Below are 14,846 nucleotides of genomic sequence, written 5' to 3' on the forward strand. Positions count from 1 at the left end.
ATATCGATGCGCGGAAAGCCGGCCCATGAAGCGAAAGGCAATTCCCATCTGAAGGAGCGAGCAAAATGAGCCGGATTACGACGCCTGACGGTACTGAAATCTATTACAACGACTGGGGAACCGGGCAGCCGATCGTGCTGGTTGGCGGGTGGCTGGTCAGCGCCGACATGTGGGAATACCAGGCGCACTTCCTCGCCAGCAACGGCTTCCGCGTCATAGCGTATGATCGCCGGGGCTTTGGACGGTCGAGCCAGCCGTGGTCGGGCTACGACTACGACAGCCTCACGAGCGACCTGGACGAGTTGATTCAGCAGCTGGACCTCACCGACGCCATTTTGGTCGGCTACTCGATGGGCGGCGGAGAAGTTGCACGATACATCGGTACGCGCGGATCGAAGCGTGTCGCCAAGGTCGTTCTTCTCAGCGCGACGACCCCGTTACTCATGGCAGGGGCCGATAACCCGGCGGGCGTTCCCCGCGACATTTTCGACGGATTGCGTGCCGGCGTACTCCATGATCGCGCCGATTTTCTGGTCAATTTCGGTCGCGCCTTTACAGGAGCCGATCATGACGCGTCGGTGGTCACGCAGGCGATGCTCGACTGGACATTCGATATGGCAATCACGGCGAGCATCAAGGCAACCCATGACTGCATTGCATCGTTTTCCGAAACCGATTTGCGTCCCGACCTGAAAAAATTCGATATCCCCACGCTGGTCATCCACGGCGGCGCCGACCCCGTTGTGCCAATCGACCTTTCGGGCAAGGTGTCTGCCGAGCTGATTCCCGGTGCGAGACTGGTTGTCTACGAGGGCGCCTATCATGCGTTGTACTACACGCACAAGGATCGCCTCAATCAGGACATCTTGGACTTTGCCCGATCGTCGTAGGACTGCCGCCGCCGCTTCGACATGGCTCAGGCAAGCGCCGCAAGCCCTTGCCGAACGCGATCGCGATGCATCCAGCCCACCATACGGATGCCGACGCGGAAAACGGGCTGCGGAAAGCGGTTGGTCGCGCAACCGGAACCGCCGGCGGTGCGATCGCGCGGGAGCTTCGTATCATTGCGGCGATCGAAGCATTCCCGTGCAACGTACACCTCCGGCGTCAGACCTCAAAACCAACCACCGAACCGCGCTCACAAATCTCCCCGCACCTCCCCCGTTCCCAGCGCGCTGCGCCGCCGGTTGACTTCGGCCCAAAGCTCGTCGCTGTCGTCGTTGCGCAATACGACGATCCAGTCGAGCTGCTCGTCGGTCACGTCGAAGTATTCGCAAATCTCCCGGCGTACCGCATCGACGAACTGCGCGTATTCGGGCGTCGCCTGCGCCCGCGCATGCAACGCGTCGTATTCGGCATCGTCGACGCCGCCGCCGTGGTCGTCGATATAGCGCGAGATCCACTGATCCAGCTCGCGGTCGTAATCGGCCTCGGCGCGCATCGCTTGCACAGCCGTATAGAAATCCAGTTCGGCAAACGCGGCGATCGCCGCCGTTGTCGCCTCGTCGAAGGTAGTCGTCATGCCATCTCTCGTGTTGATCGTCGCGCATCATCGCACGGGGCGCACGCCTGGGGACGCGCGCGCTCCGGTATGCCGCCCATCGCGGCCGCCTGCGCGACAAAACGCATATTTTGCCGCACTCCACGAACCTGAGCGCCGACACGAACGCCGCTCGCGAATAGCCGATAATGGCCGCAGCCGCTGGCAGAGGGCAACGCGGCGCACGCCCGCATGGTCGGCACGTGTACCACCCCACCGGCTTACATTGCCCGACCTGAAACACGCGCGCGCCCGAACCGTTGCCGCCGTATCCGCCCCAGCCGATTGTTTGAACCCACCGAAGTGACCATCGAAGTGACCCACGGGAGAGCATCAGCCATGCAACCGGAACACGCTTCAGATCACGCCACGAACGACCCGACAGGCCCGGATGCACGCGCACACGCGCCGCTTCCGCCGCTCGTGCCCGCGCAAACCGCACTGATCGTCATGCACTACCAGACCGACATTCTCGGGCTGTTTCCGTCGGCGGCGCCCACGCTGCTCGCGAACACACGCCGGCTCTGCGACGCGGCGCGCGCGGGCGGCGCGCACGTCTGCTTCGCGAATCTCCACTTCAGTCCCGGCTACCCCGAAGTCAGCCCGCGCAACAAGAACGGCCAAGGGATCAAGCAGCTCGGCCGGTTCGTCGACGACGGCCCATGCCCCGAACTCGGCCGGCTCGACGGCGAGCCGCTGATCGCCGCACATCGCGCGAGCGTGTTCTTCGGCACCGATCTGCAGGCACGGCTCGCCGCGCGAGGCATCGACACGCTGATCCTGGTCGGGATCGCGTCGACCGGCGTCGTGCTGTCGTCGGTTGCGCACGCAAGCGATGCGGATTTCCGTCTGTACACGGTGAAGGACTGCTGCTACGACCCGGACCCGATCGTGCACGAGCATCTGTTCGCGACCGCGTTCGAGACGCGCACGACGGTGTTGTCGCTCGAACAGGCGCTGCGCCTGCTCACGTGAATGCGCAGCGCGCCGGCCGCGCCGACCACACCGTGGGCGGCCGGCGCGGCACGCGCGACGTCGCGCCTCACTTCGCGATATACACGCCCGAGGTCGGACAGGTCCCCTGCGTATTGCCGTCGGTCACGAGCGACGCTGCGCTCGGGAACTGCGTGGTCGCGCTCGTCTTCACCGCGATCCATGCTTCGGTGAAATAGCTGACGCCGTTGGTCTTCGTGCACTTCAACGACACCGCGCTGCGCGTGTTGCTGCCGAACGCGCCTTCGAACGCGGACAGCAGCTGGTTGCGCGTCACGGTCTTGCCCGCGTTCGCCTGCAGGAACGCGTTGAACGACGTGTTGCCGAGCCGGCTCACCATGCCGGTCGCCTGATTCCAGTAGGCGTCCGCCGATGCCGAATTCGAGCAGGTGCCGTGCTTGAACCATTCGTGCTTGTCGAGGCACGACGCGACGCCCGGCATGTACGTCGACAGCGTGTTGCGGGTGCTGGTGCTGATCGGATACGCATCCATGCTGCACCACTGGTGCGCGTTGTCGAGGTCGACGTCGCTCTGCGGCACGCCGCAGTAGAACGGCTGGTTGCCGTCGTAGTTGTTCGGCCACAGGCCATGCAGCGACAGGCTCGTCGCCGCGTACGTGCCGGCCAGGTTCGTACACTCCGGCGTGTCGTGCGATGCGCAGAAGCCGGGCTCCCACGATGCGGCGAGCAACAGGTAGTCGTAGCTGGTCTGCGCGACGGCATGCAGCGACGCGGATGCGACGGCGAGCGCCGCCACGGTGCGGGCGAGTGTGTTCAACATGGCATGTCCTCGGAAAAGGCTTGCGATCGCGCGCGGCGCCGCAAGGTTGTCGAATGTCTGCCCGCGATTGTTGCCGCAGCCACGTTGCACGAATATGAACGGATGACGAAACGGAGCGGCGGCCGTGGATTCGCCATGGGGGGACGCCGCTACCGGACGCGCGCGTCCATTCTGAATGCGCGATCGCACCATCATCGACGCGCTCGTTCAGGCGGTGCGGCCGATGATCGGACGCCCGGAACCCCGAAAAAGCCGGTTGAACACGGCGCACGCACACGTGAGCGCAACCGCGCCCGACACGCCGCGCCGATCACCCCGCCTTGTTCACACCCCGCCGAGATCGACGAGCGGATGCGCGAACAGTTTCCACGGCGACGTCAGGAAATGCCGCACGCGCTCGGCGCGCAGTTCGACCAGCGACGCCGGCGCCCAGCGCGGCTTGCGGTCCTTGTCGATCAGGTGCGCGCGCACGCCTTCGCGGAAGTCGCCCTCCTCGATCGCACGCGCGACGATGCCGAGCTCCATCCGGAACGACTCGGCCAGCGTCATCTGCCGCCCGCGCAACAACGCTTCGCGCGTCACGCACAGCATCGTCGGCGAATGGCCGGCGAGCGCGTCGAGCGTCGTCTGCAGCCACTGCCGATGCTCGCGTGCGAGCTCGTCGCGCGCGAACTCCTGCTTCAACGTCGCGACGATCCGCTCGACGGTCGAACGCTTGTCGAAGTGACGCACGATCCAGCACATCTGCGTGTCGAGCGCCGCATGCGGCACGACGTTGCACGGCGGCTCGAACACCTTGCGCAGCGCCGCCAGCACGTCGCCGTCCCATTTGACGCTTTCGATGCGCGTCTCGAACGTATCGAGCCACGACGACGGCACGCACAGATCCGCGAGCTTCGCGATCAGCGCATCGGCGCCGGACAACACCGCGCCGGTCAACCCGACGTACAGCTCGAGCTCGACCGGCATGCGCGCCAGGAAATGCGTCGCGCCGACGTCGGGCACGAGCCCGATGCGCGTCTCGGGCATCGCGATCTTGCTGCGCTCGGTCGCGACGCGCAGCGCCGCGCCCTGCGCGAGGCCCATGCCGCCGCCCATCGTCACGCCGTCCATCAACGCGACCACCGGCTTCGGAAACGTGTGAATGGCGTAGTCGAGCCGGTACTCGTCGACGAAGAACGGCAGCCAGGTTTCGCGCTGCGCGACCATCCGGTGCAGCGCGCGCACGTCGCCGCCCGCGCAGAAGCCCTTCTCGCCAGCGCCGCGCAGCACCACCGCGACGATCTGGTCGTCGCCGCGGCAGCGCTCGAGCAGCGCGGCCAGCTCGCCGATCATCGAATACGACAACGCATTGAGCGCGGCCGGCCGGTTCAGCGTGATCAACGCCACGCGGTTCACCACGCGGAACAGCACCTCGGGCGCGGGTTGCGCGAAGCGGTCATCGGTCGTCATCGGCGTGCTCATCGTTGCGTATCTCCATCGGTATGCCATTGCGACGCGCGCTTGCCGAGAAACGCGGCCACGCCCTCGCGCGGATCGGCGGTATCGAACAGGTCGACGAAGCGTTCGCGTTCGACCGCGAGCGCCGCACTGCGCGGCACGCCGCGGCGTGCGAGGCCGATCAGCTCCTTGCTGTACGCGAGCGCATGCGGACTCTGCCGCACGACGTTGCGCGCGAGCGCCAGCGCCGCGTCGCGCGCGGCGCCGCTTTCGACGACGTCTTCGACCAGCCCGATGCGCAGCGCGGTGGCCGCATCGACGCGCGCGCCAGCCAGGATCATCTTCTTCGCCCAGCCTTCGCCGACGAGCCAGGGCAGCGTCTGCGTGCCGAGCCCGCACGGCAGCAGGCCGACGGACGCCTCGGGCAGCGCCATCTGTGCATGCGTCTCCGCGATGCGCATGTCGCACGCGAGCGCGCATTCGAGGCCGCCGCCCATCGCATAGCCGTTGATCGCCGCGATCGTCACGACGCGCGCGTCGTGCAGCGTCTCGAACGCCGCGCCGAAGCGCGCGGCCATCGCGCGCGCGACCGCGGCGTCGCCGTCGGCGAACGTGTTCAGATCGGCGCCGGCGCTGAAGAACTTCGGGCCGTCGCCGGTGATCACCAGCGCGCGCACGCGCGGGTTCGCGTTCAGTTCGGCGACGGTGTCCTGCAGTTGCCGCAGTCCGTCGGCGGTAAAGGCGTTCGCGGGCGGACGCTTGAGCGTCGCGCACGCGATCGCGCCGTCGTCGACGTAGTCCAGTTCGATCATCACGCGTCCTTCTTGCCAGCCGGTTGGTACAGGCGGATCACCGCCGAGAAATCGAGTTGCCCGTCGCCGCGGCTGCTCATCGTCTGGTACAGCTGCTGCGCGAGCGCGCCGAGATAGACGGGCTGGCGCGCCTGCCGCGCGGCATCGTTCGCGAGGCCGAGATCCTTCAGCATCAGATCGGTGCCGAAGCCGCCGCTGTAGCCGCGCGACGAAGGCGCGGTGTCGATCACGCCCGGATACGGGTTGTAGGTGTCCGAGCTCCAGCAGCGGCCCGTCGACGTGTTGACGATGCCGGCCAGCACCTTCGGATCGATGCCGAGCGCGACGCCGAGCGACATCGCCTCCGACACGGCCGCCATCGAGATGCCGAGCACGAGGTTGTTGCAGACCTTCGCGACCTGCCCCATCCCGGTCGCGCCGCAGTGGACGATGTTCTTGCCCATCGCGGCGAGCACGGGCTTCACGCGCTCGAAATCGGCGTCGCTGCCGCCGACCATGAAGGTCAGCGTGCCGGCGGCCGCGCCGCCGGTGCCGCCCGACACCGGCGCATCGACGAACGCGCCGCCATGCTCGCGCACGAGCGCGCCGAACGCCTGCGCGCTCGCGGGGTCGATCGTGCTCGAATCGATCACGGTTGCGCCGGCGCCCAGGCCGGCCAGCACGCCGTTCTCGCCGGCGAGCACCGAGCGCACGTGCGGCGCGGCCGGCAGCATCGTGATCACGAACGCCGCGCCGGCCGCCGCATCGCGCGGCGACGCGGCCACCTGCGCGCCGGCGTCCTGCAGCGCGCGCAATGCATCGGCGCTCAGGTCGAACGCATGCACTTCGCGGCCGGCCTTCAGCAGGTTCAGCGCCATCGGCGCACCCATGTGGCCGAGGCCGATGAATCCGATCTTCATGTTGGTGTCCTCCCCGGCTCAGTGCAGCCGGATCGTCGTGTTGACCGGGCCGGCCGTCGTATCGTCGTCGAACCAGCGCGCGGTGACCGTCTTGGTCTGCGTGTAGAACTGCACGACCTGCTTGCCGTACGGGCCGAGATCGCCGAGCTTCGAGCCGCGCGAGCCGGTGAAGCTGAAGAACGGCACGGGCACCGGGATCGGAATGTTGATGCCGACCTGGCCGACGTCGATCTCGCTCTGGAACTTGCGCGCGGCCGCGCCGCTCTGCGTGAAGAGGCCCACGCCGTTGCCCATCGGGTTCGCGTTGACGAGCGCGATGGCTTCGTCGAGCGTGTCGACCTCCATCACGACGAGCACCGGCCCGAAGATTTCGTGCGTGTAGATCGTCATGTCGGTCGTCACGGCGGAGAAGATGGTCGGACCGATGAAGTTGCCGTCCTCGAAGCCGGGCACCTTCACATCGCGGCCGTCGAGTTCGAGCTTCGCGCCCTCCTTGACGCCCGCATCGATCAGCGACAGGATGCGCGCCTTCGCGCCGCGCGACACCACCGGGCCGACGTCGGTGCCCGCTTCCGAGCCCGCGTTGACCTTCAGCGTCTTCGCCTTCGCGACGATGTCGGGCAGCCACTCGCGCGCGCTGCCGACGAGCACCGCGACGGAAGTCGCCATGCAGCGCTGGCCGGCCGCGCCGAAGCCCGCGCCGACCAGCGCGTTGATCGCCTGCTCGCGGTTCGCGTCGGGCAGCAGGATCGCGTGGTTCTTCGCGCCCATCATCGACTGCACGCGCTTGCCGTGCTGGCTGCCGAGGTTGTACACGTGCGTGCCGACGGCCGTCGAGCCGACGAACGAAATCGCCTTCACGAGCGGATGCGTGCAGATCGCGTCGACGACTTCCTTGCCGCCGTGCACGACGTTCAGCACGCCCTGCGGCACGCCGGCCTCGATCGCCAGCTCGACCAGTTCCATCGTCGACAGCGGGTCCTGCTCGGACGGCTTCAGCACGAACGTGTTGCCGCACACGATCGCCATCGGGAACATCCACAGCGGGATCATCGCCGGGAAGTTGAACGGCGTGATGCCGGCGCAGACGCCGAGCGGCTGGCGCAGCGTGTAGGTGTCGACGCCGCCCGCGACGTTCTCGGCGAATTCGCCGAGCTGCAGCGTGCCGATCGAGCAGGCATGCTCGACCACTTCGAGGCCGCGGAAGATGTCGCCTTCGGCATCCGGCAGCGTCTTGCCCTGCTCGGCGGTCAGCGTCTTCGCGATGCGCTGCTGGTTCGCGCGCACGAGCGCCTGGAACTTCAGCATGATCCGCATGCGCGCGGAGATCGGCGTGTTCTTCCAGGTCGCATAGGCGGCGTGCGCGGCCTGCACGGCCGCGTCGACTTCCGCCGCGGTCGCGAACGGCACGCGCGCGAGCACCTGTTGCGTGGCCGGATTGACGATGTCGCGCCACTCGCTCGTGGCGGACTCGACGAAGGCGCCGTCGATCAGCAGCTTGACCGTCGGCACGTCTTGCCCCGGCTGGGGCGTCGCATTCGCGTTCATCGGTGTGCTCTCCTTGCAGTGGGCCGCGTCGCGCGCTCGCGCCGGGCGGCCGGGTCAGTCGGTTCGATCGGTTAGATCATCTTCTGCCGCGTCGACGGGCCGCGCATGATCGCCGCAAGCGGCGCGCCCGGCCCGCCGGCGGTCACTTCAGTTCGGCGGCGAAATCTTCTTCCCAGTACTCGCCGGGCATGCGTGCGGTCGCATCGTCGCCGCGCTCGATCTCGCGGCGGCGCAGCTCGACGCGACGGATCTTCCCCGAGATGGTCTTCGGCAGCTCGGCGAACTGCAGCCGGCGAATGCGCTTGTACGGCGCGAGCTTCTCGCGCGAAAAGCGGAAGATCTCCAGCGCGAGCGCCGGGCTTTCCTCGAAGCCGTCGCGCAACGTGATGAAGGTCTTCGGCACCGACAGCCGCACCGGGTCCGGGCTCGGCACCACGGCCGCTTCCGCGATCGCCGGGTGCTCGATCAGCACGCTTTCGAGCTCGAACGGGCTGAGCCGGTAGTCGGACGACTTGAACACGTCGTCCGCGCGGCCGACGTACACGTAGTAGCCGTCGTCGCCGCGCATCGCGATGTCGGACGTGCGGTAGTGGCCGTCGCGCATCGCGTACGCGGTCGCATCCGGGTTGTTCGCGTAGCCGTTCATCAGCCCGACCGGGCGCATCGCGCCGGTGCCGCCGCCGAGCGGCAATGCGACCTCGCCTTCGCCGACGGGCGCGCCGTCCGGGTCCAGCAGTGCGATCCGGTAGCCGGGCAGCGGCCGGCCCATCGAGCCCGCGACGACCGGCTGCCCCGGCGTGTTGCCGATCAGGCAGGTGGTTTCGGTCTGGCCGTAGCCGTCGCGAATCGTGATGCCCCACGCCTTCTTCACGCGCTCGATGATCTCCGGATTGAGCGGCTCGCCCGCGCCGACGATCTCGCGCAGCTGCACGTCGAACGTCGCGAGCGGCTGCTGCACGAGCATGCGCCACACGGTGGGCGGCGCGCACAGCGTCGTCACGCGGTATTTGACGAGCGCGTCGAGCACCGCCTTCGGCTCGAAGCGCGCGTAGTTGAAGACGAACACGCACGCCTGCGCATTCCACGGCGCGAAGAAGCAGCTCCACGCGTGCTTGGCCCAGCCCGGCGAGCTGATGTTCCAATGGATGTCGCCCGGTTGCAGCCCGATCCAGTACATCGTCGACAGGTGCCCGACCGGGTACGTGCGGTGCGTATGCTCGACGAGCTTCGGCTTCGACGTCGTGCCCGACGTGAAGTACAGCAACATCGCTTCGTTCGACCGCGTGACGGCGTCGGGCTCGAACGCCGCGCTCGCCGCGTAGCCGTCGTTCATCGCGAGCCAGCCGTCGCGCGGCGCGCCGGCCACGATCTTCCGCTTCAGCCCGAGGCCCGCCTGTTCGAACTTCGCGGTTTCGTGCTCGTCGACGATCGCATAGGTCGCGCCGCCGATCTGCACGCGATCGCGCACGTCGTCCGCCGACAGCTGCGTGGTCGCGGGCAGCACGACCGCGCCGAGCTTCATCGCGGCGAGCATCGCGTCCCACAGCTCGACGCGGTTCGGCAGCATCAGCAGGATCCGGTCGCCGCGCACGACGCCGATGCCGCGCAGCCAGTTCGCGATCCGCGACGAGCGCTCGGACATCTGCGCGAACGAATACGGGTCGCCCGTCCCGGTCGCCGCATCGACGATCCACAGCGCGGGCGCGTCGTTGCCGCGCGCCATCGGGTCGAAATAATCGAGCGCCCAGTTGAACGCATCGAGCACCGGCCATTCGAAATCGCGGTACGCGGTTTCGTAGTCGGTGCGATGGCGCAGCAGAAAGTCGCGTGCGTCCAGGAATGCCTGTACCGTCATCGTGTTCTCCCGTCCGCGAGCGTCGGTGCATCGCACCTTGCTCGCGCTCCGTGCCCGAATTGTCTCCATCCATACTGCGGACGACCGGCGCATGCGCCGGTCCCCCATCGTCGCGGCGCACGGTCACGTCGTTGCGTGCCGCGTTCACCGCCTTCACCACCTTCACCACCTTCACCGCGTCGCTGCGTGCCCTGCCTGATTGCCCGTTGCTTCGTTGCGCGCGCAGCCGCTCACAGCTGCCGTGCGATCACCATCCGCTGCACTTCGCTGGTGCCCTCGTAGATCTGCGTGATGCGCGCGTCGCGATAGTGGCGCTCGACCTCGTAGTCGGCGAGGTAGCCGTAGCCGCCGTGGATCTGGATCGCGTCCGAGCACACGCGCTCGGCCATCTCGGATGCGAACAGCTTCGCCTGCGACGCCTCCGACAGGCACGGCAGCCCAGCCGTGCGCAGCTTCGCCGCGTGATGGACGAGCAGGCGCGCCGCGTTGATCTGGGTGGCCATGTCGGCGAGCTTCTGCTGGATCGCCTGATGCTCGGCGATCGGCTTGCCGAACTGCACGCGCTCGCCCGCATAGCGGCGCGCCTTGTCGAATGCGGCGCGCGCGATGCCGAGCGCCTGCGCGGCGATGCCGATGCGTCCGCCCTCGAGATTCGACAGCGCGATCTTCAGCCCTTCGCCGCGATTGCCGAGCAGCGCGTCGGCGGGAAGCGTGCAGTTCTCGAGCGTGATCGGGCACGTGTCGGACGCGCGAATCCCCATTTTCTTTTCGGGCTTGCCGACGATGAAACCCGGCGTGTCGGTCGGCACCAGGAACGCCGAGATGCCGCGCTTGCCGGCATCGGGATCGGTCATGGCAAAAACGATCGCGACGCCGGCGCGCTGGCCGTTGGTCACGAACTGCTTCGCGCCGTTGAGCACCCAGTGGCCGTCGTGCAGCTCCGCGCGGGTGCGCAGGTTGTGCGCCTCGGAGCCGGCGTGCGGCTCGGTCAGGCAGAACGCGCCGATCACGCGGCCGGCCGCCATCTCGGCGAGCCAGCGATCCTTCTGCGCCGGCGTGCCGAAGCCGAGGATCGGCCCGCAGCCGACCGAGTTGTGCACGCTCATCATCGTCGCGCAGGCGGCGTCGCCGGCCGCGATCTCCTCCATGGCGAGCGCGTACGCGACGTAGTCGGTATAGGCGCCGCCCAGCTCCTGCGGCACGATCATCCCGAGCAGGCCGAGCTCGCCGAGCTGCGCGACGACGGTGTCGGGCAAGCGCGCGTCGTGGTCCCACTGCGCGGCGTTCGGCGCCAGCACCTCGGTGGCAAAGGCGCGCGCGGCGTCGCGGATCATCCGCTGATCTTCGGTGTAAAGCTCGTCCATGGTCCTGCCGTCTCCTGCGGCCGCCTGTGACGGCCGTCGTTTCGTTTCGATGCAACAAGTGTAGGCAAGCGCGCGCCGGTGTTCGATGCTCGCGCCGCTCATTTACACTGAGCGTTTTTGCCATACCGGCGATACGGATGAAGCAGGACGAAAGGGGAACCATCGCGATCAGCCTGGTCGCGTACAGCGTCGCGCTGGCCGCCCGCCGCGGCGTCGCGGCGGAGCCGCTGCTCGCGCAGGCCGGCATCGCGCCCGCGCTGCTCGCGCAGCCGCGCGCGCGCGTGAGCGCGCAGCAATACGGCGCGCTGTGGAATGCGATCGCGCGCGCGCTCGACGACGAGTTTTTCGGGCAGGACCGCCATCCGATGCGCAGTGGCAGCTTCATCGCGATGAGCCAGGCCGCGCTGTCCGCGCAGGACGGGCTGCGCGCGATGGCGCGCGCGGTGAACTTCATGCACTGCGTGCTCGACGATCTCCACGCGGAGCTCGACGCCAATCCGCAGCGTGTGCGGCTGCGCTTCGTGCACCGCAACAACGGCGCTGCGCCGGCGATGTTCACGTACGCTACCTATTTCATCATCGTGTACGGGCTCACCTGCTGGCTGATCGGGCGGCGCATCCCGGTGCTGCACGCGAGCTTCCGCTGCGACACGCCGCCCGCCGATCACGAGTATCCGTCGATGCTGTGCGACGACATGCGGTTCAACCAGCCCGATTCATATGTCGATTTCGATCCGGAATTCGCGACGCTGCCCGTCGTGCAGAACGCAAAGACGCTGAAAACCTTCCTGCGCAACGCGCCGGCCAGCTTCATCGTCAAGTACCGCAATCCGAACGCGCTCGCGCAGCGCGTGCGCGCCGTGCTGCGCGGGATGCCGCCCGCGTCGTGGCCGGGCGCGGACGGGATGGCCGCGCGGCTGCACGTGGCCGAGGCGACGCTCAGGCGCAAGCTGCACCAGGAAGGCCAGGCCTACCAGTCGATCAAGGACACGCTGCGACGCGATCTCGCGTTCGAGGCGCTGGCCGATCCGTCGCGCACGATCGCCGACGTCGCGGCGGCCACCGGGTTCGCGGAACCGAGCGCGTTCTACCGCGCGTTTCGCAAATGGAGCGGGCGCAGCCCGGCCGAGTACCGTGAAGAGGCGCTTGCGCGCGCGGGCGGCGCGCGCTGAACGCCGCCGCCTTCGCGCTTTCCGCCGAAAGCGCCTAATCTTCAAGCATCGGGCCAACGCCCATTTCCGCGAGCCGGACGGCGTGCGGCCGCGCGCCGCCCGGACGCCCCGATGCGCATTCATCGTCACGCGCCGCCGGCGCCCGCCGTGCGCGGCGCCCGTTCCCGTCACCCGCTGTCCGCGCGGGTCGCGCGCGCCGCGCTGTTCGCGGCGCTGCTCGTCGTGTGCGCGGCGGTTGCCGCTCCAGGCGCCGCCGCGCCGGCCAACGCGCCCGCCGCCGCGGCGCCGGTCGTCGTGATTCCGGTCAACGGCGCGATCGGCCCGGCCAGTGCCGACTTCATCGTCCGGTCGCTCGACCGTGCGGCAAGCGTGCATGCGCCGCTCGCGATCCTGCAGCTCGATACGCCCGGCGGGCTCGACACGTCGATGCGCCAGATCATCAAGGCAATCGTCGGCTCGCCGGTGCCCGTGGCGGCCTTCGTCGCGCCGGGCGGCGCACGGGCCGCGAGCGCCGGCACCTATATCGTCTACGCGAGCCACGTCGCCGCGATGGCGCCCGGCACCAATCTCGGCGCGGCGTCGCCGGTGCAGTTCGGGATCGGCGGCGGCGCGCCGGGTACGCCGCGATCGTCGCCTGCCGCGGCCTCGGGCGCATCCGGCACGTCGGCGACGTCGGCCGAATTGCCGAACGACACGCAATCGACCGAAATCCGCAAGGCGACGCAGGACGCCGCCGCGTACATCCGCGGCCTCGCGCAGCTGCGCGGGCGCAATGCCGACTGGGCCGAGCGCGCGGTGCGCGAGGCCGTGAGCCTGTCCGCGAACGACGCGCGCGCGCAGCACGTCGTCGATCTGATCGCGCAGGATCCGGCCGATCTCGCGCGCCGGCTCGACGGCCGCACCGTGACGACGAGCGCCGGCACGCTGCGGCTCGCGACCGCGCACGCGCCGCTCGTCGTGCTCGCGCCCGACTGGCGCAGCCGCTTCCTGTCGATCGTCGCCGATCCGAACGTCGCGCTGATCCTGCTGACGATCGGCATCTACGGGCTGTTCTTCGAATTCGCGAATCCGGGCTTCGTGCTGCCGGGCGTGGCCGGCACCATTTGCCTGCTGATCGGCCTGTTCGCGATGCAGTTGCTGCCGGTCAGCTATGCGGGCCTCGGGCTCGTGCTGCTCGGGCTCGGCTGCCTCGTCGCCGAGGCATTCCTGCCGACCTTCGGCGTGCTCGGCTTCGGCGGGATCGTCGCGTTCACGATCGGCGCGCTGATGCTGATCGACACCGACGTGCCGGGCTACGGCATTCCGTGGCCGCTGATCGCGGGCCTCGCGGCCGCCGGCGCGCTGCTGGTGGCCGGCGTGTCGAGCGTCGCGCTGCGCGCGCGGCGGCGGCCGGTCGTGACGGGCGCCGAGGCGATGCTGGGCAGCGTCGGCGAAGTGCTCGACGACGGCCTGCGTCCGGACCAGCCGCACGGCGCCGCCGGCCCCGCGCCGTCGGCGGCGGGCTGGGCGCGCGTGCACGGCGAGCGCTGGCGCGTCGCGAGCAGCACGCCGCTGGCGGCCGGCTGTCGCGTGCGCGTCACCGGCCGCCACGGACTGACGCTCACCGTCACGCCGCTCTACGACGTGCCGGCACACGAACCACAACAGCGGGGAGCCCCGTCATGATCGGCTATACGTTCGGCTTCGGCAGCGTCCTGATCGTCTTCGTCGTGGTGCTCGTCGCCTCGTCGATCCGCGTCTTCCGCGAGTACGAGCGCGGCGTCGTGTTCATGCTCGGCCGCTTCTGGAAGGTCAAGGGGCCGGGCCTCGTGCTGATCATCCCGATCGTCCAGCAGGTCGTGCGGATCGACCTGCGCACCGTCGTGTTCGACGTGCCCGCGCAAGACGTGATCACGCGCGACAACGTGTCGGTGAAGGTCAATGCGGTCGTGTATTTCCGCGTCGTCGATCCGGAAAAGGCCGTGATCCAGGTCGCGCGCTTCTTCGAGGCGACGAGCCAGCTCGCGCAGACGACGCTGCGCGCGGTGCTCGGCAAGCACGAACTCGACGCGCTGCTCGCCGAGCGCGAGCAGTTGAACGCCGACATCCAGAAGACGCTCGACGCGCAGACCGACGCGTGGGGCATCAAGGTGTCGACGGTCGAGATCAAGCACGTGGACCTGAACGAGACGATGATCCGCGCGATCGCGCGGCAGGCCGAGGCCGAGCGCGAGCGGCGCGCGAAGGTGATCCATGCGGAAGGTGAATTGCAGGCGTCGGAGAAGCTGTTGCAGGCCGCGCAGCGGCTCGCGCAGCAGCCGCAGGCGATGCAGCTGCGCTACCTGCAGACCCTGACGACCATCGCGGCGGACAAGAATTCGACGATCGTGTTTCCGCTGCCGATCGATCTGCTCGGGGCGTTGCTGGACCGGCTGGGCGCACCGCCCGAGCGTTGAGGCTCGG

Annotated in this window: 13 protein-coding genes; 5 read left to right on the top strand and 8 right to left on the bottom strand. The window is 68.6% G+C overall.

What is annotated here, in order from left to right; translation table 11 throughout:
• The first annotated feature begins 65 nt into the window (after window positions 1–65).
• On the top strand, window positions 66–890 hold the full coding sequence (locus C3Y15_RS03220; RefSeq protein ID WP_059739071.1) for an alpha/beta hydrolase: 825 nt from the start codon (window positions 66–68) through the stop codon (window positions 888–890).
• Window positions 891–1,138: 248 nt separating this feature from the next.
• Here the strand turns inward: C3Y15_RS03220 and C3Y15_RS03225 are convergent, their stop codons facing one another.
• A complete protein-coding gene (locus tag C3Y15_RS03225) occupies window positions 1,139–1,522 on the bottom strand; it encodes a hypothetical protein (protein WP_014723903.1) in 384 nt (127 codons plus the stop codon).
• Between the two features lie 357 nt (window positions 1,523–1,879).
• Here C3Y15_RS03225 and C3Y15_RS03230 point away from each other — a divergent pair, with 357 nt between their 5' ends.
• Window positions 1,880–2,515 carry an isochorismatase family cysteine hydrolase gene (locus C3Y15_RS03230; protein ID WP_069246434.1) on the top strand — a complete coding sequence of 212 codons (636 nt, stop codon included), beginning with the start codon at window positions 1,880–1,882 and terminating at the stop codon, window positions 2,513–2,515.
• 67 nt (window positions 2,516–2,582) lie between these two features.
• Here C3Y15_RS03230 and C3Y15_RS03235 read toward each other — a convergent pair whose 3' ends face one another.
• The 7 genes from C3Y15_RS03235 to C3Y15_RS03265 form a co-directional block, all read right to left on the bottom strand.
• Window positions 2,583–3,314 (bottom strand): ribonuclease T2, encoded by a 732-nt coding sequence (locus tag C3Y15_RS03235; RefSeq protein ID WP_069246433.1) that lies wholly within the window; start codon window positions 3,312–3,314, stop codon window positions 2,583–2,585.
• A 324-nt stretch (window positions 3,315–3,638) separates the two neighbouring features.
• The gene (locus C3Y15_RS03240) at window positions 3,639–4,778 is read right to left on the bottom strand and encodes an enoyl-CoA hydratase/isomerase family protein (RefSeq protein ID WP_124259671.1); all 1,140 of its coding nucleotides are present in this window, start codon (window positions 4,776–4,778) and stop codon (window positions 3,639–3,641) included.
• The gene (locus C3Y15_RS03245) at window positions 4,775–5,566 is read right to left on the bottom strand and encodes an enoyl-CoA hydratase (RefSeq protein WP_069246432.1); all 792 of its coding nucleotides are present in this window, start codon (window positions 5,564–5,566) and stop codon (window positions 4,775–4,777) included. Before C3Y15_RS03245 ends, C3Y15_RS03240 begins: the two co-directional genes overlap by 4 nt.
• On the bottom strand, window positions 5,566–6,465 hold the full coding sequence (mmsB, locus tag C3Y15_RS03250) for a 3-hydroxyisobutyrate dehydrogenase (protein WP_059734111.1): 900 nt from the start codon (window positions 6,463–6,465) through the stop codon (window positions 5,566–5,568). The genes C3Y15_RS03245 and mmsB overlap by 1 nt, the downstream gene beginning before the upstream one ends.
• Before the next feature lie 18 nt (window positions 6,466–6,483).
• The gene (locus C3Y15_RS03255; protein ID WP_014723909.1) at window positions 6,484–8,013 is read right to left on the bottom strand and encodes a CoA-acylating methylmalonate-semialdehyde dehydrogenase; all 1,530 of its coding nucleotides are present in this window, start codon (window positions 8,011–8,013) and stop codon (window positions 6,484–6,486) included.
• A 142-nt stretch (window positions 8,014–8,155) separates the two neighbouring features.
• Window positions 8,156–9,868: an AMP-binding protein gene (locus C3Y15_RS03260; RefSeq protein WP_045577759.1), complete on the bottom strand. Its 1,713-nt coding sequence runs from the start codon at window positions 9,866–9,868 to the stop codon at window positions 8,156–8,158.
• Window positions 9,869–10,098: 230 nt separating this feature from the next.
• Complete coding sequence (locus tag C3Y15_RS03265) at window positions 10,099–11,232, bottom strand: acyl-CoA dehydrogenase family protein (RefSeq protein ID WP_014723911.1); 1,134 nt, start codon at window positions 11,230–11,232, stop codon at window positions 10,099–10,101.
• Window positions 11,233–11,369: 137 nt separating this feature from the next.
• Here C3Y15_RS03265 and C3Y15_RS03270 point away from each other — a divergent pair, with 137 nt between their 5' ends.
• The 3 genes from C3Y15_RS03270 (at window position 11,370) to C3Y15_RS03280 (ending at window position 14,839) form a co-directional block, all read left to right on the top strand.
• The gene (locus C3Y15_RS03270; RefSeq protein WP_011880692.1) at window positions 11,370–12,404 is read left to right on the top strand and encodes an AraC family transcriptional regulator; all 1,035 of its coding nucleotides are present in this window, start codon (window positions 11,370–11,372) and stop codon (window positions 12,402–12,404) included.
• 111 nt (window positions 12,405–12,515) lie between these two features.
• Entirely contained in the window at window positions 12,516–14,069 is a 1,554-nt protein-coding gene (locus C3Y15_RS03275; protein ID WP_059623243.1) for a nodulation protein NfeD, read from the top strand.
• The gene (locus C3Y15_RS03280; RefSeq protein WP_011880694.1) at window positions 14,066–14,839 is read left to right on the top strand and encodes a slipin family protein; all 774 of its coding nucleotides are present in this window, start codon (window positions 14,066–14,068) and stop codon (window positions 14,837–14,839) included. The genes C3Y15_RS03275 and C3Y15_RS03280 overlap by 4 nt, the downstream gene beginning before the upstream one ends.
• The last annotated feature ends 7 nt before the right edge of the window (window positions 14,840–14,846 follow it).

The organism is Burkholderia sp. B10 (assembly GCF_004368385.1).
In the GTDB taxonomy this organism is placed as follows: domain Bacteria; phylum Pseudomonadota; class Gammaproteobacteria; order Burkholderiales; family Burkholderiaceae; genus Burkholderia; species Burkholderia vietnamiensis.